Source organism: Blastopirellula marina, assembly GCF_002967715.1.
Classification (GTDB): Bacteria; Planctomycetota; Planctomycetia; order Pirellulales; family Pirellulaceae; genus Bremerella; species Bremerella marina_B.
This window is the reverse complement of the sequence record NZ_PUIA01000038.1, coordinates 270,467-296,108: the sequence shown is the minus strand read 5'-3', so window position 1 is coordinate 296,108 and position 25,642 is coordinate 270,467. Positions and strand designations below refer to the sequence as shown.

The window sequence follows — 25,642 nt, the reverse complement described above, 5'->3', positions numbered from 1 at the left end:
CCACCCCTGGCTATGAACGGTCGCCCCTTTGGGGCTGGCGAGAAGAAGATTGCGCGCGAACATGGCGTTGCCATAATGGACCGCAGCAAATGCGATCTTCATCTCAAAGGCCGCGGGTTAGCGTTGTGCCGGGTGCGACTGGCTGCGCTGTTCGCGTCCGACGTTTTCCATTGGAATGCCTGCTGGCGAAACACACCCTCACTCTCTCCCCGCCGGGGCGAGGAGACAGGATTTGCTGCGCGCTTAGGCCGCGGTGGCTATGTGTCGCTCATCCCTTCTTTTTCGTGGCTGATGCGAACACAATCATCTCGTGCAGCCGCTTCAGGACCTCCTTGGCATCGAGGCCTTCCTTTTCACAAAGATATTTGAGTGACTTGCCGCCGCACGAGTAATCGATCCCCAGTTCCTGGAACACGCCGATCGTCTCGGGGTGATCGATGATCCAATCGGGCACCGATGTTTCAAGATCGCAGGCCGTCATCACTTACTCTCTTTCAAACACGCGCGAATGCATCGTAGAACGCACCTCTCCGAAACTGGCAAGGTGCGTCCGAAGGCTTTAGCGTGAAAAGTACCGCACGAGCCACATGATGCCGGTCAGCAATACGCTCAATACGATACAGGTCGTGATGGGAATGTAGATTCGTGTGTTCTCTCCTTCGATTCGGATATCGCCTGGCAACTTGCCGAGCCACGGTATCGAAGGAAAGAGAAGCCAGACCAGGCCGACTCCTACGATCACTATACCAATGACAATGAATGCCCATGCGGGATGTTGCATATCGTATTAACGTTTAGTCGCCTCGATAATACTGACTTCGCTCTCGGTCGGAATAATTTGCGTGAGCTCAAAACCGGTCTTTTCGAGCAGTGCTTGATACTCGTTGGCGGTTCTTTCCTTCCCACCAGGAATCAGCAGCATGACCAGGTCGAGGAACTTACCTCCCAATGGCTCGTTGCCAGGCGGAATCACACTTTCCACGATCAACAGTTTCGCGCCATCTGACATCGCTTGATGGCAGTTACGCAGAATCGTTTCCGACTTTTCGTCGTCCCAATCGTGGATAATGTGTCGCATCACGTAGAGATCGCTGCCGTTCTGCCAGAACAATATTCAGCATTAGTGCGATCTCCATCGACCCTGATTCTAACGGTCAATCAGGGAACATAGAATCACGTCGCTTGAAAACGCCGTACAGGGCGTCCGCTGGTGATCGATATTCGCTGTCAACATGAATACGCGATCGCCTGCCGGACGAGACAAATCGAACGCCTATGCCGGCCACCAGGCAAAGTCGCACGAAAATCCTGACTGACTTGACGTCGGATTACGCGAAACTCATGGCCACTTGAAATGGCACGCCACTATTCAGTTGAATTCCCCTGTTTTGCGATTTACCTTATTGCCACAGGCCGTGGCGATGCCGCACGGCCGAGATGTTTCCGATTTATCGAATCTAGTGAGGATCGACAACTTCGATGCCTGATCTTGCGGACTATGCTCACCTGCTGCCAGCCGATCTTACTCTCGGCGAACGACTCCAAGGAACCGGCGTCTATGGTGATGTTTTCCGGGTCGAGCAAGCATCGTCTTCATCGATTCCATTAGTCGTCCGTTTCATCTCTACGAAAGATATCGGCGACCAGTACCACGAACCTCTGGCCCAACGTCTCGAACTTCTTTCCCGCGGGGCGATGCCGCACGTTTCGCACATCGTAAGGTATGGCTCGCAGGACAACCTGCTGTGGGTAATTACCGATCAATACCGATCGCGTCTGTGGGACAAACTGCATCCCCACGAGCCTGCCCTGGTAGCAGATGTCGAGCGAATCTTCCTGCAAATGGTGTCAGGGCTGGAAACGCTGCACGATCTGGGAATCTCGCACGGGGATATGCGATCGAAGAATGTCTTTCTTTCGGCCAGGGGCGAAAACGAGATTGCCTGGGTAGGGGATGCTGCGATCGGCTGTTTCTCGTGGTGGACCGGCAGCAAGATCCTCGAGAACGACTCGCTACGGTACGCGATACCAGGCCAAGAGGCGTCCTCTGCCGGCAAGCCAGACTTCAACCACGACCTGTACGCATTGGGCTTGATTGGCTGCGAGTTGGTACTAGGGCATTCTTTTGACCGCTCGAGCCTGGAAGCGATCGACAAACAGTTGAAGAACTCCAACGCTTCGTACGCGTTACGTCAGCTCATCGTGCTGCTGCTTCGCCGGGGGGCCAGCAAAGAGCCCTATCGGTGCGGTGCCGTGCGTTCAGCGTGGCAAGATCAAATGGCACGCCAGCGGCAGCGATCGACGAACATGCTACGCGTCGCCCTAGCGGTCATGCTGTTGAGCATCATTTCGCTGGTCTGGGTCGAATGGCTGACCCACCAAACGAACCTCAGCCTGGAAGCTCAGCTGCGTGATCAGCTCGACGCTCAAACGAAGCTCGCAGATAAGGTTGGCGAACTTGAGGACCAGGTCCGGCATCTACGCCAAAATCCACCGCAAGAACCGAGTGTTTCTCCTGCCGCTGACACCACTAACAACACCGAGCCTAGCGAGGCTCAAAAACGCTGGCAGGAAGTCGTTCAGAAAGCGGAGAACAACGCCAGCGACAAGACGGCCACTGCTTCTGACATCTGGAAAGCATATGCCGAACTCAAGAGTTCGAGCGATCCGAAAGTTAGCATGTTCCCTGGAGAGGTACGTGGATGGAGTGATTCATTGCGGGACAGGATCATGAATGATTTCTATCGAACCCGTCGCGATGATCGCTTGGCGCGTCTGCTGAACGACTACGCCCGAGCGCCCTGGGATCACAATGCGAAAGAAGCCGTCGACGCAAGGATCGACACACTCGATCAAGCCCGGGACGAATGGCAATTATGGGCTGACAAAAGCTTCTCGAAGAGTGAAGTCTATGAACAACTTAGCTTAATTACGAATCAATCCGAAAACGAAATACTGGCGGGTTGGCTGAAGGATTTAAGTTCGACCAAACAACCGTGGAACATTCGACTCATCCAAGGCGAGGCAGAAGAAGGCTGGGGCAAATACCGTGTTGTCCGTATCTATGTCGACGGGCACCAGCAAGGCAACCGCTACAACAACACGTGGAAAGAAGAAACGCACCACGAATACAATCCCAAAAACGCATCCAACACGATGCCTTTCGCCTGGGAACCTGGCCAGACGTTTGGCCTAAGCCTGGAGCAAAATGGCTATGCCTATAATGCCAACATGATCTACAACGCTCCCTTCGATGGTGCCCTGGCCCTATGGAAAGCCAATGCTGCCGGGAAGACACAAAACGGCTTGTCGGTGCTGAAATTTCAAATCCTCAATTGCCCCGGGCCACCTTCCCCCTACGAAATCGAAAACTCCTCGGACCCCACGAGATCCCCATGAACAAATTCGCGTTACCAGCTTTGCTGCTTGCTGTATTGGTATTGGGTGGAGCCATTTTGCTGGCCTCGCGCGGCTGTGCTCCTGCCGTACCGGCGGTGCCTGTGGTTGAATGCTTGCCAAAGTACGACAAGCAATGCGAAGAGATCCTGGCCTTGCACCAGCAATCCGATTGGCAGCAGGCCGTCGAGCGTTGGACACAGCTCACTGGAAATCAAGAACTCTGCCCACGTCAGGCTGCGGTGGTCTCCTTCAACCTCGAGTACGCCCAAAAGCAGCTTCAGGAAACGGCCTCTACGCAAACGAAGTGGGAGCGAACCAAGGAAGACGATCGCGGCAAGCCAGACAGCGAAGCTTCGCAAGGTGACTTTATCAAGTTCTATCCCGCAGGACGCCAGCTAAAGAGCACCGCCTTTTTTGACACCACCGGCTCCGGCACGAACAAGAAGTGGGTCCTCAGGGGACGCGGACATTTCATCTATCGCCATCAGGTCACCGCCATCTCTGAAGTAACCGCGAACAACGGATCTCGACTCGAAGTCCTGATTTCCTTTCCTGAAGTTACCCAGTTGGAAGTGGTATCGGAACATGAGCTTGAGCTGATTCAACCAGAGTCTCCCATCATTCAACTCGTGCTGTCCCAGGCCGACACGTTTGGCCAACAATTTCCCCAGTACCTAATCGCACGCCGAATTGCCGAGATTGTCAACACTGTCGACCCTGGCTTGCACTGGACCCTTACCAATGGGATCAAGCTTTTAGGCAACCCACTCAAGGTCGACGACGATGTCGAGATGCTAGCGCGTATCGAACGACTCTCTGGCCACAAGTTCAAAGTCACCTATGTCCGCGACCTGGGAATCATCGGCATCGACCTGATCGAAGGAGATCCGCTTCCCTTGGGAGACTTTGAAAACCTCGCTTACAACAGCAGCCTGTTGATGGACTACTACCTCTTTCCCAGCCAGGACAAAGGGGCAGGCGAAGAGTGGGAAGTCGATGCCTCGGAGGTTTCCGGGATGCTGGGCATACACTTCGATGCTTCCGTTTCAGGAAAGCTTAATCTCGCCAAAGTCGCCGACACGGTAACTGACACGTCCGATGCTATGCAGATGCGAATCACCGGCGGGAAGGTTCACGTCGAATCCGAGCAGAACGGTCGTCGCATCACCACCACCTTGACCCCTGGCGAGGATTGTTCGATCAGTTACTCGCAGGACGAATTGTTCGTTAAGTCGGCCCGCGGAAGCTGGAACGCTTCTTTAACCGATTTCAGCGACAATCATCTTCTGATTGGCACCGAGAACATTCGCGACCTGAAGGTGACCAGTTACTACGAAGCCGAGAGAATCGATGAGTAGGGAAGCGTCCAGCAGCAGCGTGACGGGACTCGTTTGTCCCGAATGCTTGACGTTCAACCCGCCAGATGCCGCCGCGTGTGCGCATTGTCACCACACGCTGACCTGCGTGCGCGAGCATCCTCGCTGGAGCCATGCCCTTTCGCTTCCTCGCCAGGCTAAGCTGCACATCACTTTGCGATGGCTCGGCACCGAGCGTCACCTGACGCTTGATCCACACCAACACCAGTCGATACCGCTCGGGGAAGGAGCTTCGCTGGAGATAACATTCGACGGCAATCCATTTCACTGCGCGGCCAAGCGTGCAGGCGAGCCCATCGAGATCACCCTGCCAGGCACGCACATCTGCGGCGACGTAGAAATCTGTGCCCGTGCCTTCGCCGCGAGTCCCTCACGCATTTCAGTTCCAGCAATTGAAAGGTTCTGCCCCGACCAAGTCGCGATCGATGTGGGAACACCACTCACCTTGGGGCGGCGCAGCGATGGCCAGAACGATCCATGCAAGGTCGTGCCTGACTCGGCCGTCGAAATGGATCATGCTCTGTTTGTTTGCCGATATCCACGCGACGATTCCAACGGGCGAAAGGTACGACGCGAGTTCTGGATCGTCGATCTCGATACGCCTGGGGGAACGTTCGTCGATCGACAGCCGATCGTTTCCCAACGATTGGTGGGGGGCAACCTGATTCAGATCGACGGGTATGCCTGGATCTTCAATGAAGAAGATGCCCAGCTGATTCCAGTCGCAGGGATTAACGGAGCCGACCTACTGCTTTCAAAGATTGCCGTCGACGGCCGACTCGCTCCCGTTTCCCTCTCGATTACCTCGGGACAAATGGTCGCGATTGCCGGTCAAAGTGGGGCCGGCAAGTCGACACTGATGCATACGATCCTGGGAAACGTACGCGGGCAGGCCAGCGGTTCCGTTGCGGTCGGTGGGATCTCTTTCGATGGCGACCCCGAGGCGTACCGGGCCCAGTTAGGGTTTGTCCCACAGGAAGAGGTGCTGCATGCCGACCTGACCGTTCGACAGTCGATTGAGTATCGCGCCGATCTCCGCCGCGAAGCCCGCTCGACCGACCGGCCATCCCGCGGTGAAATCACCGAACTTCTCTCACGACTGGAAATTCCTCAGTCGCGATGGGAGGCACTTCCCACACAGCTAAGTGGCGGTGAATCGAAGCGGGCACGCATTGCATCGGAGTTGATTTCCAAGCCGCGACTGCTTCTGTTGGACGAACCGGCCAGCGGATTGGATCAAGGACGCGAGATTCAACTGATGCGACTATTGCGGGGGCTAAGCAATCAAGGGTGCACCGTGATTGTGATCACGCATGGGCTGGCACACCTCGAGTTCTTCGACCGCGTACTGCTCGTGCTAAGTGGAGACTTGAAATTCGATGGCACGCCGGATCAACTTCGCGAGCGCATTCCCTCTGGCGAGTTTACGGATCTCGATCTTGCAGAGCCCCCAGAGTTTCGCGGCGAAAGCTCGCCCGTGGCAGACAATCAGGATTCATCGAAACACCTGAAAAACACCTCGGCTCTGCATCAGTTTCGCATTCTCTTCAGTCGTGAGTTTGCCAAGATGGTCAACCGCAGGTTGCTGACCATTGGCCTGCCATCTGCGATCAGCACACTGCTTTCACCGCTCGGTCTCGTAAAAAGAAACGCTAAGTTCATCCAGCCGTACTGGCTGTTTCTGCCCCTTCTGCTGGTACCGGCATTCTTTGCGTTTGCGCTGCACTTTGGTATCCACTCCGACGACCAGTTCGTGCTTCCCTTCTTTGCCATTCTGGCAAGTATCTGGATGGGGGCGAGCCTGAGCCTGTTGTCGATCGTGAACGAGAGAACAAGCTTCGAGCATGAAAGCGTGTTGTTCCTTCATCTATGGCCGTTCGTAGCGGCCAAAACCCTCTCGCTGTGGCTGATCTCGGCGGTGCAAACATTGGTCTTTGTCGGGCTGCTGGAGCCACTGCGTTATTGGACTGACGATCCCGGTCTGCCTAACGCGTTCGTTGCCTTTGTGGTGCTGGTGCTAACCGGCTGGGCCGCTGTCGGCATGGGAATGGTGATCTCGGCGGTCTCCGGCAAAAGCAGCTCGATTGCGAATTTTCTGCTGCCCCTGATGATGATCTTGCAGATCGTTTTCAGTGCGGAAGTCGCAGGCAAAGGAGGCAACCTGCAATCCGCCTACGGCAGTTTTCATCTGCACCGATGCGAAGGAAAAACGAACTGCGTCCGTCGTGTCGAACATCGCGTCCCGACCAACGGCCAATGGCTGTGCGAAGTATGTCGCGGAAAATTGAGTACCTGCCGCAAGACCATCGAGCACAAAGCGAACGCATCGTCCGTTTCAGAACGTGGAATTGGACCGCACGTTTCTGCAGAGCTGCGACGATGCCTGGACGAGCAGGCCGTCAAAAGCCCTTCCTACGACCAGGCCGTCAACGAAGACTTGCCGACAACGGTTGCGATTGCCATCTCGTACGGAACGCTCTCTCGCTATGGAGACATGGCCCTGAGAAGCCTCGATGAAGAGGATCCGCAGACGCGTGACGAGAACGGTTATAATCAGTGGTTCTGGGAGGCTATCTCGATACTCGTCGTACTGGCCTTCGCATTGCCCGGCGTCACGTGGTTCATCCTCTGGGTACAGGCAGGCAACCGGCACAGTCGCCTGAAGCGGTATCTCGCTCACATACTCCCCTGGCGAGCAACGAGTCAGACCAAAAACCAACCGCAGCATTCCCCTTGAATACCATGAACAACGTTCAACGTTTTAGCACGCGTTATCTCATCGCATTGGCCATCGCCATCGGTGTTCTGCTAGGCAGTGTCCGAAGCGGTATGGCCGAAACGATCGAGCTTGTCATTCCGCTGGAGCAAGGGGAGTTCTATCAGCCTGAGGAAGTACGACGTCAGCTGCAAGAGAAACTAGGGCTCAAGTTTCCAGCCAACATAAAATCGCAGCCGCGCCGCCGACTTGGTCGCGATGAAAGAGCGGCTCTTCTGGCCGCCGACCTGGCAGGCTTGCTGGAAGTGAAGTTCCTGGCAGACCGACTGGAGCTGAAACTACCGCAGCAGTTAAGTCCGGATGATGTGGCCAAGCTGCTCAAGGTTCAGTGGGGGCTCGTCATTCCGGAAGATTTCGATCCTAAACGTCCAACCGTCGTGCTCATTCATGGGCTTGAGTCGACCGTGAAAGATGTCCGCAAAGCAGAACGCTTTCTTGAGTCACACGACGTGCAAGTGATCCTGTTCGAGTATCCCAACGACGGCCCGGTAGCCGCTTCGGCGATTCGTCTGAGCGAGCAACTCAAAGCGTTGAAAGCGTCGTACCCGCAAACGCGTGTTTCGATCCTCGCGCACAGCATGGGTGGCCTGGTCGCGCGGTATTGCCTGGAAATGCCCGGCCAAGGTCCTGGCTGCGTCGATCGGGTGGTAATGCTGGGTACACCGCACAGCGGGTCCAACCTGGCCAAGGGACAGAAATGGTTGGAACTGGCGAATTCCGTGGGGGTGCTCTTGGACCGCAAGTGGACGATCGTCAACGACGGCCAGGGAGAAGCGGCCGTTGACCTGACGCCAGGCAGTCCCTTACTCACACAACTGAGCCAGACAAGCAAGCCAGCTAAGGTCCACTACGCCTGTGCCGTTGGCACCAAGGCCTACCTGACCAAGCCCCAACAGGCCGAATCGCTCGCAGAGCTCACAGCGATACTTGCCCGACGCCGCGTGCCGGAAAAGAAACGTGATGCAATCCTTCGCTTCGCTGCGTCTTCAGAACTATGCCACGGCCAAGGGGACGGGGCCGTGACGATCGCCAACGCCACCCTCGCCGCCGCCGATGAAGTCCGCCAGTTTTCCCGCACACACCTGCAATTGCTTGATTTCTCGACGGAAACGCCGGAGCAGCGTGAATACACCCAATGGGTTCTCATACAACTCGGTGTGCCGCAGAACTAGTCGTTCCGACGTTTGCGGGTCCCCTAATCGCGACGAAAATGGACCTCGGACAGGGTGTGTTGGCCCATATTGCCTGACATTCGGAATTTACCAGGCTTTCTCTCGGCGTTACCGAGAAAACCAACGACTACCCCCTCCAAGATCAAGACAATCACACAAGCACACCCCCACCGCGGTGCCCCCCTGAGTGTCGGATTACACCAAGCGAGCGGACCCTTCCGAAGCATCCCTGGCCGAAAACGATGTCACGTGAATTTCGCGAAACCAATCGATAACGATGGGGTTTAGAAAGAATGGCCGCCGGACCTACGTGGGCAAACGTATCCGAGCACTCAATATGAATGACTCGTAACTCACAGCGATTGGTTAGGGGTTCACCTTTCGATGCGTCTTCCATTTCTCTTCGCCATAGCGACCTTCGCCGCTTTATTTCCACTTGGTAGTCTCGCTGCCGACGACAGTTCCGACACGGAATCGCAGCAGTTCTTCGAGAAGAAGATTCGCCCCGTATTGATTAGCGAGTGTTATTCGTGCCACTCTGCCGAAGCGGATGAAATGGAAGGTGGCCTCGCGCTCGATACGCGTACGGGAATCCGGCGGGGGGGTGAGCGAGGGGCGGCGGTGGTGCCGAGAAATCTGGAAAAGAGCCTGTTGATCAAAGCGATCCGGCACGCCACCGATGATTTACAGATGCCCCCTGACAAGAAGCTTTCCCCCGAGGTCATTGCTGACTTCGAGAAGTGGATTTCGCTCGGAGCTGTTGATCCTCGTGAAGGGGAGGCGATCGTCGCTCATCGATACGAGGTCGATATCGAAGCTGGCCGGAAGCACTGGGCTTTTCAAGTTCCCCAAGCCCCAGAGATTCCTGACGTTCAACAAAGTGACTGGCCCATTACGAACATAGACCGCTTTGTCCTTGCCAAGTTGCAAGCCCAGGGGATCTCGCCGGTAGACCAGGCGGACAAGAGAACGCTGCTGCGTCGCCTTAGCTTTGATCTTATTGGTCTGCCGCCAACCGAAATGGAAGTCGAGGCATTCGTCACCGACGATTCGGCGGACGCCTACGAAGCAGCGGTCGATCGACTACTTGCCTCACCACACTTCGGAGAGAAATGGGCTCGCCATTGGCTAGACGTTGCAAGGTATGCCGAGAGTACCGGCAGCACGGTGAACTTCTTCTATCCTCAAGCGTGGAGGTATCGCGATTACGTTATCGACGCATTCAATCACGACAAGCCGTACGATCAGTTCGTGAAAGAGCAGCTTGCTGGTGACCTGATGCGGTCCGAGAATTCCAAGCAGCAAGCCGAGAGAATGATCGCCACTGGTTTCCTCGCCCTCGGTACGAAAACACTCAACGAGCGAAGCGGGCTGAAGTATGAACTGGACGTAGCCGACGAGCAGATCGATGTGACAACCCAGGCATTTTTAGGAATCACCGTGGCCTGCGCACGTTGTCACGACCACAAGTTCGATCCAATTCCTCAGGCCGACTATTACGCGATGGCGGGAATATTCCGCAGCACGGAAACGTGCTATGGAACCATCCGTTTTATCAACGCACAGCGTCCCAGCGAGCTTCTTACTCTCCCAGCGGACGCGGAAGTGGATGTGGCGATTTCGGCACTTTCCGACAGCGAGCGCGATCGTATCGAAAGTCAGATGGATCGCGTTCAAGAGCAGATTCGCAATCTGCGAGAGCCTGTCCAACGATTCCTGACTTCCGGCCAAGTATCGCTGCTTCAGGCCCAATTGGATGCTTATGAAAGCAACGGCGATCCCAAGTCGCTGGCGATGGGGGTACATGACAAGCGTTCCGGTCCCCAGTTCGGAAATCGCCGCTCGTTTGGATTCGGTCAAGGAGCCAACCGCTATACGTACGACAGCACACGCTTGATTGCCAATAGCCCCGTCTATATTCGCGGCGAGCACGATTCACCGGAAAAGGAACTCGTGCCACGTGGAACATTGCAGGTACTCACCAGCACACCCCTTGAAATTCCGCGAAGTCACAGTGGCCGGCTGGAATTGGCGGAATGGATCGCCACCCCCAACAATCCGCTAACCGCACGTGTGATGGTCAATCGCGTTTGGCTTCAATTGTTTGGACGCGGACTGGTGCCCACCGCCGATGACTTTGGGCTTGCCGGCCAGGTACCCTCGCATCCGGAACTACTCGATCATCTCGCGATCGGCTTCATGGACGATGGCTGGAGTGTTAAGCGGCTAATTCGTCGAATCGTCACCAGTCAGGTTTATCAATTGAGTTCGACTGCCGAAGACCAGGCGTTGGCCATTGATCCTGACAACGTCCTGTTGTGGCGTATGTCGCTGCGACGTCTCGATGCCGAAAGTCTACGTGACGCGATGCTGGCCGTTAGCGGACGCCTGGACGAGAAACGGCCCATTGGCTCAGCCGTTGCCAGACAAAGTGAAGGCCCGGTCAATCGGTTCGGCGGTGCTTCTATCACGCGATCGATCGACGATCCAGACAACGTTCATCGTTCGATCTATTTGCCTGTTATTCGAGACAGTTTGCCTGAATCGCTTGCCTTGTTCGATGCGGCCGATCCCTCATTGATCACCGCACATCGACAGCAGACCACCGTTCCGGCGCAAGGACTATACCTGCTGAACAACGAATTCGTCCTGCGGGCTTCTGATGAGGCGGCCAGGCAATTATTGACATTGTCAGGTCAAGACAAACGAATCGACGCGGCGTTTGTTCGGTTCTTCGGCCGTAAAGCGACGGCGACTGAACATGACCAGGCAAATCGTTTTCTCACTTCCTACCCCACGGAAACTCCGCTGCGATTTCGTCCCGGCCGGCCAAACAACGAACACGCTCGCTGGAGCGCGTTTTGTCAAGCGTTGTTTGCCAGTGCCGAATTCCAATATCGACGGTGAGACACAAAACATGCATTCTCGCAGAGCATTTCTTCGTTCGTCCGTTTCCGGCTTCGGCTACCTGGCGTTCGCGGCACTAGCGCACCAGCAGGCGGCTCATGCCGCAGATGCCGTTACCAATCCGCTCGCCTCGAAGGAAACACACTTCGAACCGCGGGCAAAGCGTGTCATCTTTTTGTGCATGGAAGGGGGCCCTAGCCACCTTGATACGTTCGACTACAAGCCTCAACTTCTTGCCGATGACGGCAAGCCAACCCCTCGCAACCAAGGAGGTGGGCGAGGTGGGAAGTTGCTCGGCTCACCATTTCGGTTCAAGCAGCACGGAGAAAGTGGGCTTTGGGTAAGCGAGTTGTTCTCGGATGTAGCGACCCATGCGGACAAGTTGTGTGTGCTCAACGGGATGCATACAAACTTGCCTGCCCATGCCCAGGCCTTCCTGCAACTGCACTGTGGTATTTTTCAGTTTTCACGTCCCAGTCTCGGTGCATGGGTCCTCTACGGACTGGGGACCGAAAACACTGACTTGCCAGGGTTCGTCTCCATCAATCCACCGAGAAACAACGGTGGTGCCGCGAACTATGGTGCCTCGTTCTTACCGGCAATGTACCAGGGAACCCGAATCAGTCGACGAGGATTCAGAGCCGGCGAGACGATCAGCAATCTGAAGAACGAGCGTCGTAGCTCCGATGCCCAACGCGCTCAACTGGACTTCATCCAGACACTTAATCGCTCGACCGCAGAGTCGCTTGGCGGCAGCCCGGAAATCGACGGATTGATCTCGTCTTACGAACTTGCCTTCCGAATGCAAAGCGAAATGCCGGAAGTCTTGGACATCAGCAACGAGACCGCCTCGACGTTGAAGATGTACGGAATCGAACAGCAAGCAGGCGGACAAGGTCGGCGACCAGGCATGTTCGGTGGCGGAGGTGCGGGCCCATCGGCTGGTGGAACGGATACGTTTGGACGCCAATGTCTCTTGGCTCGACGAATGGTCGAGGCAGGGGTCCGCTTTGTGGAAGTGACCATGGGCGGGTGGGACCATCATTTGAATTTAGAAGAGTCGCTGCGCGGCAGTTGCGGCTCGGTGGATCGCCCCATTGCCGGATTACTGGCCGATCTCCAACAGCGAGGACTGTTGAAGGACACGCTTGTCCTGTGGGGAGGCGAGTTCGGTCGCTCGCCGTACGCACAGGGGGATGGCCGCGATCACAACAACAAAGGCTTCTCGATGTGGATGGCCGGAGGTGGAATCAAGGGTGGCTACGTTCATGGAGCGACCGACGAATACGGCTATGAAGCGGTCGATGGGCGAGTTCACATCCACGACTGGCATGCCACCATTCTGCATCTGCTAGGCCTCGACCACGAGCGTCTGACCTACCGCTACGCCGGTCGCGACATGCGTCTGACCGACGTGAAAGGGCACGTCGTGAACGACATTATCGCCTAGAGCGGCGTCATGAAAGCTGGAACGCTATGGTAACGGATGGCCTAACGTTTCCCTCACATCGATAACACGCCACGCCAGCCCTTTGTACGAATGGAACGTGCCCTTCTACCGTCTTTAGAACTCAGCCAATTGACGCCATTTCCTGAGGGAAACAAGCATGGGCCGCGACGTTACCCAGTTGCGTAAGCACCTTAGCCAGGTTACCTCACGGCAATACCTTTTCGCTGAACGTATCACTTATCGGAACATGTAGAGGGCCCATCGGAATGCCCTCGCGGGGGTTCACTATCCAGAAACCCAGCTATCCACCATCAGCCTTGATTCCAAGGACCTCGGCAACATCCTGGATAATGTCATTTGCGATTACGAAAGCCTCGTCCGTACTCGGCAAATTAATTGTGAAAAACGCTTGAGCATTTTTTCCCACGCCGATCTGTTTCTGCCCATTCAGTATGTGACCTCCCCATTCATTTCGCCCTAGCGAGGTTGAAACCCCCAGCAGCAGATACTCCTCCGGCGCGTCCTTTATAGGAACAAGTTTGAGAATCACTTTCCCGGCGTACGTGATGCTATAGCTACCATTTCCCCGTATGACAGAGAAGTATTCCTCCGCCAGTTCTTCCAGTGTCTGAAGCTGATCGATGGTGCTTTGGCTGCTGTTCTGCTTAATGTTGTAGGTTTTAATCGGTTCGAAGTCATCAATTACGATCGGAGCCGGTTGAAGCGTGTCCCTCATTGTTGCGAAAGCTCTGTGAAACTCCTCGCCTAAGGGCTCTATGAAAGGAGCTAAACCCGCAATTTGCTGGAATCCAATCCAGCCAAGCAAAGACCGGGTGTTGTTCCACTGCTCCTCACCTTTCTGATCCAGAAACAGCGGTCGGTGATCCGAATCGTGAAAATCATTCTGACAGAAGAAAGCCTGGTGATCCCAGGTCCAAGCAACGAAGCGAAATTTCTCCAGCGGCAGTTGTGCCAAACCGGCGTTATGTAGCATCTGAAGAACGGTCGGCTTCTTCAGGTGACGCGCCCGTTGCATCGTGTCTCCTAGGCCGCTTCGAGCCCCCGGGCGATGGTAGGCATCGTAGATTTCTTTCGATTCGCGTAGGTCGTCGTCAGGGTTGTTCCATTGCGAGAGCGCGATGGCCAAGCGGTACTTCAGTGATAATTGCCCATTGATCGTACTGTTGTAACCTTTGACACGCATGCCTAGTTGATTCGAGCCAGCGCTAACTTCGTACGAAATGACTTTTGCTTCTACGAACGTTACCAATCGTACTTCTTCTCCCGATTTGCAGATAATGATCAGGTCGGGATCGCCGAACTCTCCGCAGCCAATCTCCACAATCAACTCAACAGATGTAATTTCCTCTAAATGCGGAGGCTCACCTCCCCATTCAACCTGATTTAGAAATGCAATCACACCGGCCACTTCGGCATTGATGAGCCCTGCAACGACAGCATTCACAATACCGCGTTCACCGTACCACGATACCTTCACAGGCATATCAAACCCCTCAATGAACAGACCCTAGCGAATGAAATATGCCCAATCGACGAGGATTCAGGCGGCCATACCAATCATACAAGCATCGTGTTGATAACCTCGTGGACGATGAATTGCTACACATTTTCAGTACAAATCTGGAAATGCCATTACAGCGTGACCCACCCTTGCCGTGACTATCGACTATTTTTAATGAGCTGGACCCAACTTTTCCGTTGGGCTTCGCCATCCTGTTCATAGAGCATTCATTCCCGATTTAAGTAGGTAGGACTTGCCAACACCTGAAAACACTTGCCAAGCCCCCTTCACAGGGCCGTACTATTGGATTCCTCTTCCCAATGACAGTTGGGAGTTGATCGTGTTCGAGGAGAGGCCCGTCGGACGTGAGATTGGACACGTCCATATCTGGCCGGAAGTTCTTCGCGTAATTGGCGAGAAGTGGGGCAAAGATCCGGAGAAACTTGTTCGTCGAATGGGTGGTAATCCCTACGCGCTGCCTCGGGGACGCGTCGTTAGTTTGGCCAAACAGCGTTGGGGAATTGCTCATGGTGATGACGCACCGCCTGGAATGGCGTTGGAAATTGTCCGCCGCCGATTTAATCTTCCGACAAGTGGGACCAAGGTATTCTTCGACGAGCACGAAGTGATGATCTCAGAACACCTACGTGCGATGGAGTCTGACTTGAAAATTGAATTGAATCTCAAGGCTCCCCCTATGCCCGATTTCGAGGATTTCTGAATTTAGAATGTTAGAATCGAAACCACTGCCTCTGGTCATGACGCACCGCCGACTTCAATAACCCTCAGGTATTTATGCCACCTCCAGAACGACTTATTGCGATTGGAGATATCCACGGCCACGCCGCTGCACTCCTGAGCCTTCTCGAACTGATTCAGCCCACGACTGAGGATACGATCGTAACGCTTGGCGATTATGTTAACCGCGGCCCGAAAAGCGGCCAGGTCCTGGAAATCCTTTCCAGCCTCGATCAGGCCTATCGCCACATTGCCATCTTGGGAAATCACGATGACATGATGCTCGAAAGTCGAAACGACCCTCATGCCGAAGGCAGATGGATGTACCAGGGAGGAGATTTCACGCTCGAATCGTATGCTCTGCAAGCTGCTATTACGGATGTGCCTGATCACCATTGGGACTTCCTGGCAGCCTGCCTGCCAATCTTCGAGACCGATCAGTTCATCTTCACACATGCCAACTACTGCTGGTATTCGCAACTCTCCGAACAACCGTCCCGATTGCTGCGTTGGACCGCGATTGAGGAGGAACCGCCGCAGGCACACGTCAGCGGAAAAACATTTATCGTCGGGCATTCACCCGGCGAAATTCGCGACCTGGGATTCTGTCGTTGCCTCGATACTGGCTGTGGCCTGGGAGGAGTCCTAACGGCGATGGACGTAACTTCACGACAGATATGGCAAGTTACCGAAGCTGGCATTCCCGTCATGCGGCATGTCTAACGATCAGACAAACCAAGTAGCACCAAGCCCCGAACCTGCCAAGTCTGATCGTTGTCCCTGGATCACGCCCGAATCTTCTCATCTAACAACGTAGGTCTGCTTAATGCCGAAATCTGCCCCTCCTGATTCTTCCCTACCACGCCGCCCCGATCGAGATCGACGCGTGCGTCAAAATGCACGTATCGCACGGGTATTGGGTGTGCTGAACCTGATCCAGTCGCGAGGGCGCTGGGACCTCAAGGCCATCGCCGACGAACTGGAATGCTCGGAGCGAACAGTCCGCAGAGACCTGGAAGTTCTCGAGTTCGCCGGGGTTCCCTATTATTTTGACGAACGTGAGCATTGTTTTCGGGTACGGCCTGACTACAAGTTTCCGGCTCTGGCACTGACTGCGGATGAAGCTTGGGGGCAAGCCCTCGCGACCGCCTTCTCGCAAGCCCCGGGACTGAACATCGGACCAGGTGCCAAACCGACGACCAGGAAACTTGCGGCATCCTCGCAGGAGCACCTGAAAACCATCATCGCCGATGCGCTTCGCCTGATCGAGGTCTTCGATCTAAAACTAGCGGACCATAGCAAACATCACGAGACGGTCCAGGCAATTCAATGTGCCCTGCTCAACCAGACGCAGATTACCGGGGTCTACAAATCTCCCTATGAAACGCAGCAAGTCAAGCTGACCATTCACCCCTATCGACTATGCCTTGTCAAACAGGCCTGGTATGTCGTCGGTCACATGGCTGGCGAAACAGAGGCCAAGACTTTTCGAGTGGCCCGTTTCAAGAGCCTTCGCGCCACACAGAAACCGGCAGAGGTCCCTGCGGACTTTGACTTGCGAAACCACTTTGGCAATGCCTGGTCCGTCTTTCGTGGCAAACAACGCTACGATATTGAACTTGAGTTTGAAGCAGAAGCTGCCAAGATCGTGACGGAGACAATCTGGCATCACACCCAAAAGGCGAAGAAAACCAAAGGTGATCGTGTATTGCTCTCTTTCCAGGTAGATGGTCTCGATGAAATTCTGCACTGGGTTCTAGCGTGGGCAGGGAAAGTCACCGTGATCAAACCGGATGCCCTTCGCCAGAAATTGAACCAGACCCTGACTAAGGCTCTGAAGATGAATTCGCGAACGGAATAGATGCGTGACCCACCTTTGCCGATTCCTTCGGGTAAATAGTAGTCCCACAGCTACTTACCCCCACGAAGGAACAGCCCATGAAAACGCTCTCGACGACCCTTTTTCTATCACTCATTCTCCTGTCCGGATGCGCACCTTCGACGGAAGGCTCTCAGGAGGGAGCGGAAGCTTACTTATCCTCGGAACTCAACAAATGGATCGCCGGTGAAGACAGCGAAGCAGAGACACTTCTGGCAGCAACGCTTCGCGATCCGATCTCTTTCAACATCCGAAATATCTCTCCCTGCAAGGCCCATATCCTGGCATACGATTTGTCGAAACCTTGCCCCAAAGACCAGAAGTCGTGGCCTGGCTACCGATGCAACGTCGTTATCGAATGGATCTCACAGGCCAATCGGCCCTTGGAAAAGGTCACGGTCTACACACTGACATGGAGCCCCGTGGAGAAGAAGTGGTACGTCCACGAAGAATTATGATAGGCGTGACGGAAGTGGTATCTTATGACACTTACAGATTTCATGGATGTGCTCCCCTCACTTGTTCAACCGCATCATGACAGACGAAGAAAGCGAGCTGATTCGAACGACGATTCTAGATGTTCTTCTCCGTGAAGACATGCGGAGCGTCGCCTATCCCCAAAGCAGGAAGGATCAGACTCCTCCGGGGATTTGGGGACAAATTGGTGACGAATTCGTTTACTTTGGTTCCAACTTCCCGGTAGCCCTCTTTACTGCGAATCACGGAGATTGGTGGATTCCAGAGAGAGATGGTCCGGTCACACCAGAAGATGTTGCCTGGTTTGACCTGCGAATAACACTAGGACGTGAATGGAAGGCTCTCCAAACGCGAAGCCAGTTCACCGAGAGCCGCCGCCGGATATTTTACAATTACCAACCCGAAGACGATTAGCTAAACAACATTAACACCCGAGAACGAACACTTTGAACGTTACCATTCACCGAGGAAGCCAGGAAGTCGGAGGGTCCTGCATCGAAGTCCAGGCTCAAGACTGTCGAATTGTCCTTGATGTCGGTCTCCCCTTGTTCAACGACAACCGAGAGGCGCTGGATACCTTTTCCCTTCGTCGAATGACAAAAGAGAATCTTCAATCGCGTGGCATCCTCCCGGCGGTTTCCGGGTTATTTGATGATGCGCGGTCCCCTGACGCGATCCTCTTGTCTCATGCCCACTTGGACCATACAGGCCTACTGGATCACACCAACGAGCAAATCCCCGTCTATGCCACCAGCGGAACAAGCAAGATCATGCTTGTCGGAAAGCTGTTCGCAAACCAAGTCGAGTTGCCTCGCGCACGCTTTCGCGAAGTGCTGCCTGGCACTTCCTTTCAGATTGGACCGTTTGCGATCACAGGCTATTCGGTCGATCATTCCACCTTTGGCTGCCTGGCATATTTGATTGAAGCTGATGGAAAGAGCCTGCTCTACACTGGGGACCTCCGCCTCCATGGCCGGAAACCTGGGATGGCCAGAAGCCTGATCGACACTCTCGCCGATCGCCAGGTCGATGCGATGCTGATGGAAGGGACTCACTTCGGGTTGCCGGATGGTCACGGAGTTTCGGAATACGATCTAGAACGCGAAATCGTTGGCTACATCCAAGACGCAACCAGCCTTGTGCTTGCTGCTTTTTCCCCACAGCACGTCGATCGACTGGTTGCATTCATCCGGGCAGCGAAGAAGACGAACCGGAAATTTGTCGCCGACGTATACACCGCAGCGATACTTCATTTTCTAAGTAGCGAAACCAAAGTTCCTTCGCCTCAACGAGACGACTCCATTCGAGTCTACTTTCCCAACAACTTTGCTGGCACCATCAAGGAAAGAAACCTGAGCAAGCTCGTCGATCAATTTCGCTCGAAACAAATTGAAATGAGCGAGATTGTCGAATCCCCCAGCAAGTTCCTCATGGTCTTTCGACCTTCTCTGGAAGTCGACTTCCCAGGCAGCTATCCCGATAACACCCTTTGCCTCTACTCAAGTTGGAAGGGCTATCTAGAAAAACCCGACTGGAAGCGAACCCGGCAATCACTCACCAAGAACGGCGGCCACCTCGTTGAGGCCCACACGAGCGGTCACATGCACGCGAAAGACATTGTCACCTTTGTAAGAAAGATCGCTCCCCAAGCCGTGATCCCTATCCATACGTTCGAACCAACTCAGTTCCGAGAACACTTTCCCAACGCTGTTTTGGCGGAAGACGGGCGACCAGTCGAGATCACGTAATCCTTATCTTGCTATCCATCATTCACACCAAGAACAACACGCCGTGCCCAATCTCGAACAAGGCGATACGCGCCGAGCAGCTTTCCTAAAGAAATATGCGAAAAGCGCAGAGGAGCAGCATGGAATGGAATTCACGCTGATCAATTTGAGTGACATCTTTGGGGATGAGGACGATTGATTCTAACGCCACTAAGACACAAGATTGAATCGTGTTTCAACGAAGCGACGTAAGTTGGGATCAATAACTCGCAGCAGCTCCTGCCAGTACACGATACGGCACCGAGAACGAAAAGCCTTATCCTTGAGGGCTGCAACGGTTCGCAGGTAAGACTCGGCCAGGTCAGGCCTCTTCTGATCGCCAAGCAAAATGTGTCGCTTGTTATTCTGTGAAGCGGCCAGCAGGTTCCGAATTACCCGAAAGTTCAAGTAACTTCCGTTATGCTGCGGCAACCCGGTATCCTGAAACACTTCATGGAACCGCAAGTAATTCTCGACAACTTCCAAGCGCTGCTTCGTAAAGTTGATTTCGGACAGAGACGCTTGAACGAATGTGTCGTCAATAACCACGTCTATCGTCGTCGGGTCGCCATTGCCATCTCTTTTTTCAATCGGGGCGGGCACAAAGAACCTAGGCCAAAGATTCCGACATTGGAGCAGATCTTTGACTTCGTCCGCCTCCCGAAATCTATTCGAGCAGAACAGGTTCATCAGAATTCCTTGTCGACTTCTTGCTGTCTCCCACGCATATTGCCCTAGTGATTTTCCAGAAGGGCATCTCAAAGCACATTCCCACTCATCACGTGAACGAATCTCTTTTAAAGAGACGTCATGAAACCAATGACGAAGGCGATCCAAGAACGCTCGCTCCATTCCGATAACATCCTCCCACAACGGTGTTGTTTGACAATGTTATCGACAGGGCCATGGACGGAGGTGGGTCACACGACTCAATCGGTTTTGTGCCCGACCATTGAGAGGGTCGATCAGAATTCACCAAGTATGCCGCTTCGCTACCAATCCTTATTTGAATTCCCAAGCGGCTCAACCTCGGAGGGGATCAGCTTTTGCCAGTCGCAGGATGGACTCGGATTTCTGAAAACTCAAACGCCCCCCAGGTACAAATAAACATGACTCGCTGATTGGGCACATTCTCCGTTGCCCAGCAACGTTCTCGCGAGAGCTTATCAAAGTCTCCTTTCCATTCGAGTTTGAGCCGACCGTTTTCTTCGACACGGACGGAATCCGCATCGACGGTACAACGAATGACGACCGGCTGTTCTGACTGAAAGAATTTGGCAGGCATCCTGCGTTGATGCATCCCATTTTCGGGCGATGCTGGTTCGGAGCCGTATTCTAAAAGCCAACTTTGCGCTGCATAACCCTTTAAATGTGCGCCAAAGCCAACTCGGTCATTTGCCAATCCGAGTAATAACGCGCCGCCGTTGTCGGCCCCAAGTGAGCGAACTTTGAACTCGATCGTGTATTCCGCTGGTGCGTCATAAGGAATCCGAAGAATCGAGTTCTGATCCGTACGAGGCTCGCAGACCAGGCTTTTACCGGCCCATCTCCAGGGTTCCGAGAGAACATGCTTAGGCAACTCAATGCGAGCCATCAGGTCGATTCCCCCTTCACGCATCTCGCCGACAGCAGGCAGTTCAGGCTCGACATCAAGCTCATCCTCAGTAACCCTCGCGGACTCCTGCTTTGCGAATGCCTTGAATCCACTTGATTCCTCTTCTGTCTCCTCACTCATCGAATCGAAGTTAATTGGTCCCATGCCCCGATCCTTGATGACAAAGTAAGCGATGGGCATAACCGCCAGGAGGAGTACACTTGAAATGACGATCCGTAGGGAACGCTTCTTGGGTTTCTCTTGATTGGAAACGACCGTGGATTGCTGCGACTTTTCAGCCGCATACTCCTCCAATGATTTACGCAAGTCTGCCAACGACGAGAATCGCTGATGAGGGTCCTTTGCAAGACACCGATTAACAATTCTCTCCAGTCCGGGTGGCACTTCCGGTGCAAGCAGACGAACAGGCGTTGGATTTCGAGTAACGATCAATTCATCGAGCACTTCATCGTGCGCACATTTGAATGGCACCGTGCCCGTCAATAGTTCATAAAGCAGCACACCAATGCAATAAACATCTGTGGCCGGACCAATCCCCGACTCGTCTTCTTTGACTTGCTCAGGGGCGTGATAGGCGTGAAGCGAGCGATTTCCGGAACCAATTTTCCAACGAGAATCGACACCATATTCCATAAGCAGAAGCCGCTTTTGGACGGTTAGAATGATCGACTCAGGACTGATGCCGCGATGAATGAGCCCTTGCTGGTGTCCAAACTGCAAGATGGGCAAAAGCGATCGAACCAGCGTCACGGCTTCTTCTGTTGAGAACAGGCGATGATTGAGCACCTCGTCGAGAAACTGTCCTTCCACGAATTCGGATGCGACAAAACAGTTCGCCGCGACCTTGCCAACCTTAAGGACTTGGGAAGCCCTGTCTCCCATCACCTTTGCCTGCTTTAGCTGTTGACCGCCATCCACTTTAGATTCATTGAGAACCCGAGAGCCGTGACACAATCGTAGCCAAACGGGGCGGTCCCTCTTCTGATCGTGAGCGTGATACAACAGCGGCGAGACACATCGCACAATCCGAAATCTACCACCAACTAAACTGCCTTGGCCGACCCCATTGCCTGGGATCGTCTCACATTTCTTATGACCTTCTGCTCCGCTTACCATCTGAATCGCACCTTGCCGTTGCCGATCATTCCCACACGCCTATTCTGAATCAGAATATTCTACCGAGTCCTCTTATACACCTCTCGCGTAAACGCAATCGAACAGCCGCGATTTAGATGCTCCGCATTCATCAATCCTTCATTCTGTCTTCACAGAACCTGTTTAGATTTCGGTGTTGGTCAGATACGTGATTCGGTTGTAAATGTTCTACGTCTGACCTCTCGCTTCTCGGTGTACGAAATACCAGTTCGACATCGATGTAGCGATTGATCATCAACGATGCGCAGGGGAAGCGGCGAATGGGAGAAGCATGGTACGCAAAGCGTGGTGACCGTGAGGTTGGCCCCATTGCTCAGGCGACATTAGAGAAGTGGGCAACTATTGGACGCCTTCGACCTAGCGACCATGTTAGAAGTCAGAATGAACCTGCTTGGCGACTGGCGTCGGAAGCTTTTCATTTTGACCAGGCGGCCCCAACAATAGAGGTTCAAGCCAGCAAAGCCGCATCACAGCAAGACATTCCTCCCTCAGCAATGTCATTCGACGAATGGTACAGTGAACGCTGGCCATCGAAGTTGAGTTGGTACATCCAGCTACCACTTTGGATCATCTATGGTTTTGTCTGGATTCCGATCTGGTATGTGACGACAGCCACACCGTCAGGCAGTATCAAACAACGATGGAATTCGTTACCACTCTCTGGAAAGGCGGTGGCGTGCTTGCCGTTGTTGCTGTTACCAATATTAGCGCAAACGCCTTCTCCGGGATTTCGAGCTACTGACAGTGCTCCTTCGGTTACCGATACCGCGAGTTCAACGACACCAGAGAGTGATACGAGAAAGCCGAGTTTTCCTCCAGCGACAAACCAGGCAACGGAACCGACGGAAAGCAAGCCACAAACACGTGAATTGCCATCTGACTTCACACCCATCGCAACGTCTTGGACTTACCCTGTTCCTAATCTCCACAACTTGATCAAGGAGAAACTTGGGCCAAGGGAGTCCATGAAAAGGCAAGTGATTACCTTCGCCGACAAGGCCTCGCATCTCGCATTTCGACTTGATGGAGAAAACAAAGCCAGGCTATGGAACGTTGAACTCGATGAGGAAGTCATTCCTGTCTCTGACAGAGATTATTCATTCACCACGCCTGCTCTTTTTTCTCCGAGTGGTCGTTACCTGGCATGCATTGATGGCGAAGTACTCCGAGTTTGGCAACTTGAAGGCAAATCGGCACGCTTGGTCGCATCGCCAAGATTCCCGCAACCAGATCGAGGTGCCAAGTGGCTACGTCTCATGTGGGGAGACGACAACCATGTATTCGCTGAGAATGACCAATCTCTTGGGGGTTATCATGTTGCAGAATTCCACCTGGCCGCGAAACAAGAACGTGGCTCGTTGATTCTCGGGTTGAATTCTAGCGAATTTAGAAGTGATCGTTTAAATGGCGTTCCCATGTCTTTCTTACCCAAGACAAAGCAACTTGCGTTTGCGGTGAGACAGGGGACAGAAGAGAAGACCGTGGTCCGGACGATGTTCAAACCAGGGCACCCATTTTACGATCCAACCCAAAAGACCAAGGCCATCGAATCCACTGAAGTGCCGGCAGGCATTGACCTATTGGCCTCTGGGGCGACAACAGGTACTCGAACATTTCGATTCAGTTCAGAGAAATCAGCCTGGCAGAGTCTCTTCAGAACGTCATGTGCTCCTCATGTAGATGCCATGACTTCAATGCTCTGTGCCGAAGGAGATAGCCTTGCCGCAGCATACGACTTGAACGGCACGTCGATGTTGGTGGTATTCAATACAAAGTCGTGGAATTCGACCACACCTATGCGGCTACCTTCGAGCCTGAGTGGCGACAAGAACAATCGTGACTATCGCGGTGGCTTCCTGCGCTCGTCAAGTGACGGAAGGTTGTTTGCGGGATTCAATATCCAAAGCCTCAGGACTGGCAGCGGGAAAGAATATGCGAGCACAATCGTTGTGGTTGATACGCGAGATGGAAAGGTACCAGTAGAACGAAACGTTGATGGAGAACTAAGAGACCTACGGTTTACAAAGGACCAGCAGGCAATTCTCGCTCTAGTGACGCTAGATGAAGAATGGGTAAACGATAACAACCGCAGCGAATCCAGTTGGCGACTCTTACGAATCAACGTGGCCAGTGGCAAGATCGATTTCGATTTCTCGGGACGAGCCGCTGGGCTACCCAAGGAAGACTGGTTCTCTCCCTCAGGCGACTTCGTTAGTTTCGACGGCAAGATATGGAACGTCGAAGCTCTGGAAGGTCTCGAACTTCTTCGCACGAATGGACTCTCCCTCTTTGAACAGCGAAAGTGGTCGGACGCTCGTCGGCACTTGGCTACCTTTTTACTCGATCCAACTGCTCAACAAATGTGGTGGAGATTCGCGAATGAATATCCCAGCTTGTGGGGACGATGCTTCGATACTTACGTCGCAGAGAGTCGCAACGAAGAGGCGGAGAGGTTGTTGGATTACTGTGATGACAAGTCGATAACGGTCGACCCGACAAGCGAAGAGGGTCAGAAAGTGCTTGAACAAATACGCCGTCGTCAAGCCGAAGAGAGACAGCGGTTGGTAAACGAGCAGCAACAGAAGGACGCTGCTGAATTGGCAGAGTTTCGGTCGAAGAATCAACGGACAAGGGTAAGAGCAAGCCAGCTCACCAAGTCGGAGTTTATTCAAGAACTTCGGAACACGTTCACCCGAGGACGGATCGATGACACGGTCACGTATGCGATTTTTGAAAACTATGCATTTCAAGATCGAATTGGCGAGCCAGATAAGAATATAGGACTACCGGGAAGCGACCGATACTTCGTTTACAGATGCCGCGACGGGAACGTAGGCATCACGGTATTCGTCACCAACGACATGGTCGTCCTCAGCGGTCTCGACACCTCCTAAATGAACAGCACTTAATCGACTTGCCGCGGCAGGCACGACATCTGATTGATTCCTACTTGGAAAGTTCAATCGTGATGTAGTTTTCACCCTCTTCCACTGTGATGGGGTCGACCGGAGCTTTATAACTTTTCCAAGGGCTGACCTTCACCGCTCGGCCTCGTTCATCCTCTAAGGTATCTGGCGGGCAGTACAAAACCTGGTACGTTCCGGGCGAAAGGGGTTCGTTGCCGGCCGTACGCATCTGGTAGGTACCATCTCCCTGGATCGTTCCGGCGGCAGGCTTAACCTTTCCCGCACCGTCGATGGGTCGAAACACAATTTGACCGTTGTCGACATGCTTGCCATTGCCTGTAACGACTCCCGTTACCGTGGCCTGCTGAGAGCAGCCGACGGAACCTAACAGAAGCATGACGGCGATCAACCCAATAGATTTCGTGTGCATGATTTTCCTCGCTGGTTGGTATGGCGTTCTGCGACAGGAATGCTGCCTCGCTCCTGCCGCAGAACAATCCACAC

21 protein-coding genes are annotated in these 25,642 nt (G+C 53.8%); 13 read left to right on the top strand and 8 right to left on the bottom strand.

Features of this window, described 5'->3' with window-relative positions; all coding sequences use genetic code 11:
- Positions 1 to 268 precede the first annotated feature (268 nt).
- From C5Y96_RS15010 to C5Y96_RS15000, 3 genes are all read right to left on the bottom strand, one after another.
- Positions 269 to 481: a DUF542 domain-containing protein gene (locus C5Y96_RS15010; protein WP_105354845.1), complete on the bottom strand. Its 213-nt coding sequence runs from the start codon at positions 479 to 481 to the stop codon at positions 269 to 271.
- Between the two features lie 78 nt (positions 482 to 559).
- The gene (locus tag C5Y96_RS15005) at positions 560 to 781 is read right to left on the bottom strand and encodes a DUF2905 domain-containing protein (RefSeq protein WP_105354843.1); all 222 of its coding nucleotides are present in this window, start codon (positions 779 to 781) and stop codon (positions 560 to 562) included.
- 6 nt (positions 782 to 787) lie between these two features.
- Complete coding sequence (locus C5Y96_RS15000; protein WP_261341393.1) at positions 788 to 1,081, bottom strand: methyltransferase; 294 nt, start codon at positions 1,079 to 1,081, stop codon at positions 788 to 790.
- A gap of 398 nt (positions 1,082 to 1,479) precedes the next feature.
- Between C5Y96_RS15000 and C5Y96_RS14995 the strand changes: the two genes are divergently transcribed.
- The 6 genes from C5Y96_RS14995 to C5Y96_RS14970 all read left to right on the top strand — a co-directional run bounded on the left by C5Y96_RS14995 (position 1,480) and on the right by C5Y96_RS14970 (position 13,080).
- Positions 1,480 to 3,399 (top strand): protein kinase domain-containing protein, encoded by a 1,920-nt coding sequence (locus C5Y96_RS14995; RefSeq protein ID WP_105354841.1) that lies wholly within the window; start codon positions 1,480 to 1,482, stop codon positions 3,397 to 3,399.
- Positions 3,396 to 4,757 carry a hypothetical protein gene (locus tag C5Y96_RS14990; RefSeq protein WP_105354839.1) on the top strand — a complete coding sequence of 454 codons (1,362 nt, stop codon included), beginning with the start codon at positions 3,396 to 3,398 and terminating at the stop codon, positions 4,755 to 4,757. The genes C5Y96_RS14995 and C5Y96_RS14990 overlap by 4 nt, the downstream gene beginning before the upstream one ends.
- Complete coding sequence (locus C5Y96_RS14985; protein ID WP_105354836.1) at positions 4,750 to 7,512, top strand: ATP-binding cassette domain-containing protein; 2,763 nt, start codon at positions 4,750 to 4,752, stop codon at positions 7,510 to 7,512. Before C5Y96_RS14990 ends, C5Y96_RS14985 begins: the two co-directional genes overlap by 8 nt.
- Before the next feature lie 5 nt (positions 7,513 to 7,517).
- The gene (locus C5Y96_RS14980) at positions 7,518 to 8,723 is read left to right on the top strand and encodes an esterase/lipase family protein (RefSeq protein WP_146115668.1); all 1,206 of its coding nucleotides are present in this window, start codon (positions 7,518 to 7,520) and stop codon (positions 8,721 to 8,723) included.
- A gap of 384 nt (positions 8,724 to 9,107) precedes the next feature.
- A complete protein-coding gene (locus tag C5Y96_RS14975) occupies positions 9,108 to 11,630 on the top strand; it encodes a PSD1 and planctomycete cytochrome C domain-containing protein (protein WP_105354832.1) in 2,523 nt (840 codons plus the stop codon).
- A 10-nt stretch (positions 11,631 to 11,640) separates the two neighbouring features.
- Positions 11,641 to 13,080 carry a DUF1501 domain-containing protein gene (locus tag C5Y96_RS14970; RefSeq protein ID WP_105354829.1) on the top strand — a complete coding sequence of 480 codons (1,440 nt, stop codon included), beginning with the start codon at positions 11,641 to 11,643 and terminating at the stop codon, positions 13,078 to 13,080.
- Between the two features lie 301 nt (positions 13,081 to 13,381).
- Here the strand turns inward: C5Y96_RS14970 and C5Y96_RS14965 are convergent, their stop codons facing one another.
- On the bottom strand, positions 13,382 to 14,584 hold the full coding sequence (locus C5Y96_RS14965) for a hypothetical protein (RefSeq protein ID WP_105354827.1): 1,203 nt from the start codon (positions 14,582 to 14,584) through the stop codon (positions 13,382 to 13,384).
- A gap of 358 nt (positions 14,585 to 14,942) precedes the next feature.
- On the opposite strand from C5Y96_RS14965, the gene C5Y96_RS14960 reads away from it, so the two are divergent.
- The 6 genes from C5Y96_RS14960 (at position 14,943) to C5Y96_RS14935 (ending at position 19,444) form a co-directional block, all read left to right on the top strand.
- Entirely contained in the window at positions 14,943 to 15,323 is a 381-nt protein-coding gene (locus tag C5Y96_RS14960; protein WP_105354824.1) for a hypothetical protein, read from the top strand.
- Between the two features lie 74 nt (positions 15,324 to 15,397).
- Positions 15,398 to 16,063: a metallophosphoesterase gene (locus C5Y96_RS14955; protein WP_105354822.1), complete on the top strand. Its 666-nt coding sequence runs from the start codon at positions 15,398 to 15,400 to the stop codon at positions 16,061 to 16,063.
- 103 nt (positions 16,064 to 16,166) lie between these two features.
- Complete coding sequence (locus tag C5Y96_RS14950) at positions 16,167 to 17,201, top strand: helix-turn-helix transcriptional regulator (protein ID WP_105354820.1); 1,035 nt, start codon at positions 16,167 to 16,169, stop codon at positions 17,199 to 17,201.
- 77 nt (positions 17,202 to 17,278) lie between these two features.
- On the top strand, positions 17,279 to 17,677 hold the full coding sequence (locus C5Y96_RS14945; RefSeq protein ID WP_105354818.1) for a hypothetical protein: 399 nt from the start codon (positions 17,279 to 17,281) through the stop codon (positions 17,675 to 17,677).
- 46 nt (positions 17,678 to 17,723) lie between these two features.
- Positions 17,724 to 18,110 (top strand): hypothetical protein, encoded by a 387-nt coding sequence (locus C5Y96_RS14940; protein WP_105354816.1) that lies wholly within the window; start codon positions 17,724 to 17,726, stop codon positions 18,108 to 18,110.
- A gap of 32 nt (positions 18,111 to 18,142) precedes the next feature.
- On the top strand, positions 18,143 to 19,444 hold the full coding sequence (locus C5Y96_RS14935; RefSeq protein WP_105354813.1) for an MBL fold metallo-hydrolase: 1,302 nt from the start codon (positions 18,143 to 18,145) through the stop codon (positions 19,442 to 19,444).
- A 189-nt stretch (positions 19,445 to 19,633) separates the two neighbouring features.
- On the opposite strand, the gene C5Y96_RS14930 is transcribed toward C5Y96_RS14935, so the two are convergent.
- The 3 genes from C5Y96_RS14930 to C5Y96_RS14920 all read right to left on the bottom strand — a co-directional run bounded on the left by C5Y96_RS14930 (position 19,634) and on the right by C5Y96_RS14920 (position 23,124).
- Positions 19,634 to 20,314: a PGN_0703 family putative restriction endonuclease gene (locus tag C5Y96_RS14930; RefSeq protein WP_409994419.1), complete on the bottom strand. Its 681-nt coding sequence runs from the start codon at positions 20,312 to 20,314 to the stop codon at positions 19,634 to 19,636.
- A 187-nt stretch (positions 20,315 to 20,501) separates the two neighbouring features.
- Positions 20,502 to 21,995 carry a serine/threonine protein kinase gene (locus tag C5Y96_RS14925; RefSeq protein WP_158261248.1) on the bottom strand — a complete coding sequence of 498 codons (1,494 nt, stop codon included), beginning with the start codon at positions 21,993 to 21,995 and terminating at the stop codon, positions 20,502 to 20,504.
- Between the two features lie 808 nt (positions 21,996 to 22,803).
- Entirely contained in the window at positions 22,804 to 23,124 is a 321-nt protein-coding gene (locus tag C5Y96_RS14920) for a hypothetical protein (RefSeq protein ID WP_105354805.1), read from the bottom strand.
- A 793-nt stretch (positions 23,125 to 23,917) separates the two neighbouring features.
- Between C5Y96_RS14920 and C5Y96_RS27090 the strand changes: the two genes are divergently transcribed.
- Positions 23,918 to 25,126, top strand: a complete 1,209-nt coding sequence (locus C5Y96_RS27090) for a hypothetical protein (protein ID WP_146115667.1) — start codon at positions 23,918 to 23,920, stop codon at positions 25,124 to 25,126.
- A gap of 52 nt (positions 25,127 to 25,178) precedes the next feature.
- On the opposite strand, the gene C5Y96_RS14910 is transcribed toward C5Y96_RS27090, so the two are convergent.
- A complete protein-coding gene (locus tag C5Y96_RS14910) occupies positions 25,179 to 25,568 on the bottom strand; it encodes a hypothetical protein (RefSeq protein WP_105354800.1) in 390 nt (129 codons plus the stop codon).
- Positions 25,569 to 25,642: the final 74 nt, after the last annotated feature.

Coding starts and splice junctions, on each gene's coding strand:
- C5Y96_RS15010 (WP_105354845.1), bottom strand. CDS start 481: ATGACGGCCTGCGATCTTGAAACATCGGTGCCCGATTGGATCATCGAT.
- C5Y96_RS15005 (WP_105354843.1), bottom strand. CDS start 781: ATGCAACATCCCGCATGGGCATTCATTGTCATTGGTATAGTGATCGTA.
- C5Y96_RS14995 (WP_105354841.1), top strand. CDS start 1,480: ATGCCTGATCTTGCGGACTATGCTCACCTGCTGCCAGCCGATCTTACT.
- C5Y96_RS14990 (WP_105354839.1), top strand. CDS start 3,396: ATGAACAAATTCGCGTTACCAGCTTTGCTGCTTGCTGTATTGGTATTG.
- C5Y96_RS14985 (WP_105354836.1), top strand. CDS start 4,750: ATGAGTAGGGAAGCGTCCAGCAGCAGCGTGACGGGACTCGTTTGTCCC.
- C5Y96_RS14980 (WP_146115668.1), top strand. CDS start 7,518: ATGAACAACGTTCAACGTTTTAGCACGCGTTATCTCATCGCATTGGCC.
- C5Y96_RS14975 (WP_105354832.1), top strand. CDS start 9,108: ATGCGTCTTCCATTTCTCTTCGCCATAGCGACCTTCGCCGCTTTATTT.
- C5Y96_RS14970 (WP_105354829.1), top strand. CDS start 11,641: ATGCATTCTCGCAGAGCATTTCTTCGTTCGTCCGTTTCCGGCTTCGGC.
- C5Y96_RS14965 (WP_105354827.1), bottom strand. CDS start 14,584: ATGCCTGTGAAGGTATCGTGGTACGGTGAACGCGGTATTGTGAATGCT.
- C5Y96_RS14955 (WP_105354822.1), top strand. CDS start 15,398: ATGCCACCTCCAGAACGACTTATTGCGATTGGAGATATCCACGGCCAC.
- C5Y96_RS14950 (WP_105354820.1), top strand. CDS start 16,167: ATGCCGAAATCTGCCCCTCCTGATTCTTCCCTACCACGCCGCCCCGAT.
- C5Y96_RS14945 (WP_105354818.1), top strand. CDS start 17,279: ATGAAAACGCTCTCGACGACCCTTTTTCTATCACTCATTCTCCTGTCC.
- C5Y96_RS14940 (WP_105354816.1), top strand. CDS start 17,724: ATGTGCTCCCCTCACTTGTTCAACCGCATCATGACAGACGAAGAAAGC.
- C5Y96_RS14930 (WP_409994419.1), bottom strand. CDS start 20,314: ATGGAGCGAGCGTTCTTGGATCGCCTTCGTCATTGGTTTCATGACGTC.
- C5Y96_RS14920 (WP_105354805.1), bottom strand. CDS start 23,124: ATGGGTGTGAAGTCAGATGGCAATTCACGTGTTTGTGGCTTGCTTTCC.
- C5Y96_RS27090 (WP_146115667.1), top strand. CDS start 23,918: ATGACTTCAATGCTCTGTGCCGAAGGAGATAGCCTTGCCGCAGCATAC.
- C5Y96_RS14910 (WP_105354800.1), bottom strand. CDS start 25,568: ATGCACACGAAATCTATTGGGTTGATCGCCGTCATGCTTCTGTTAGGT.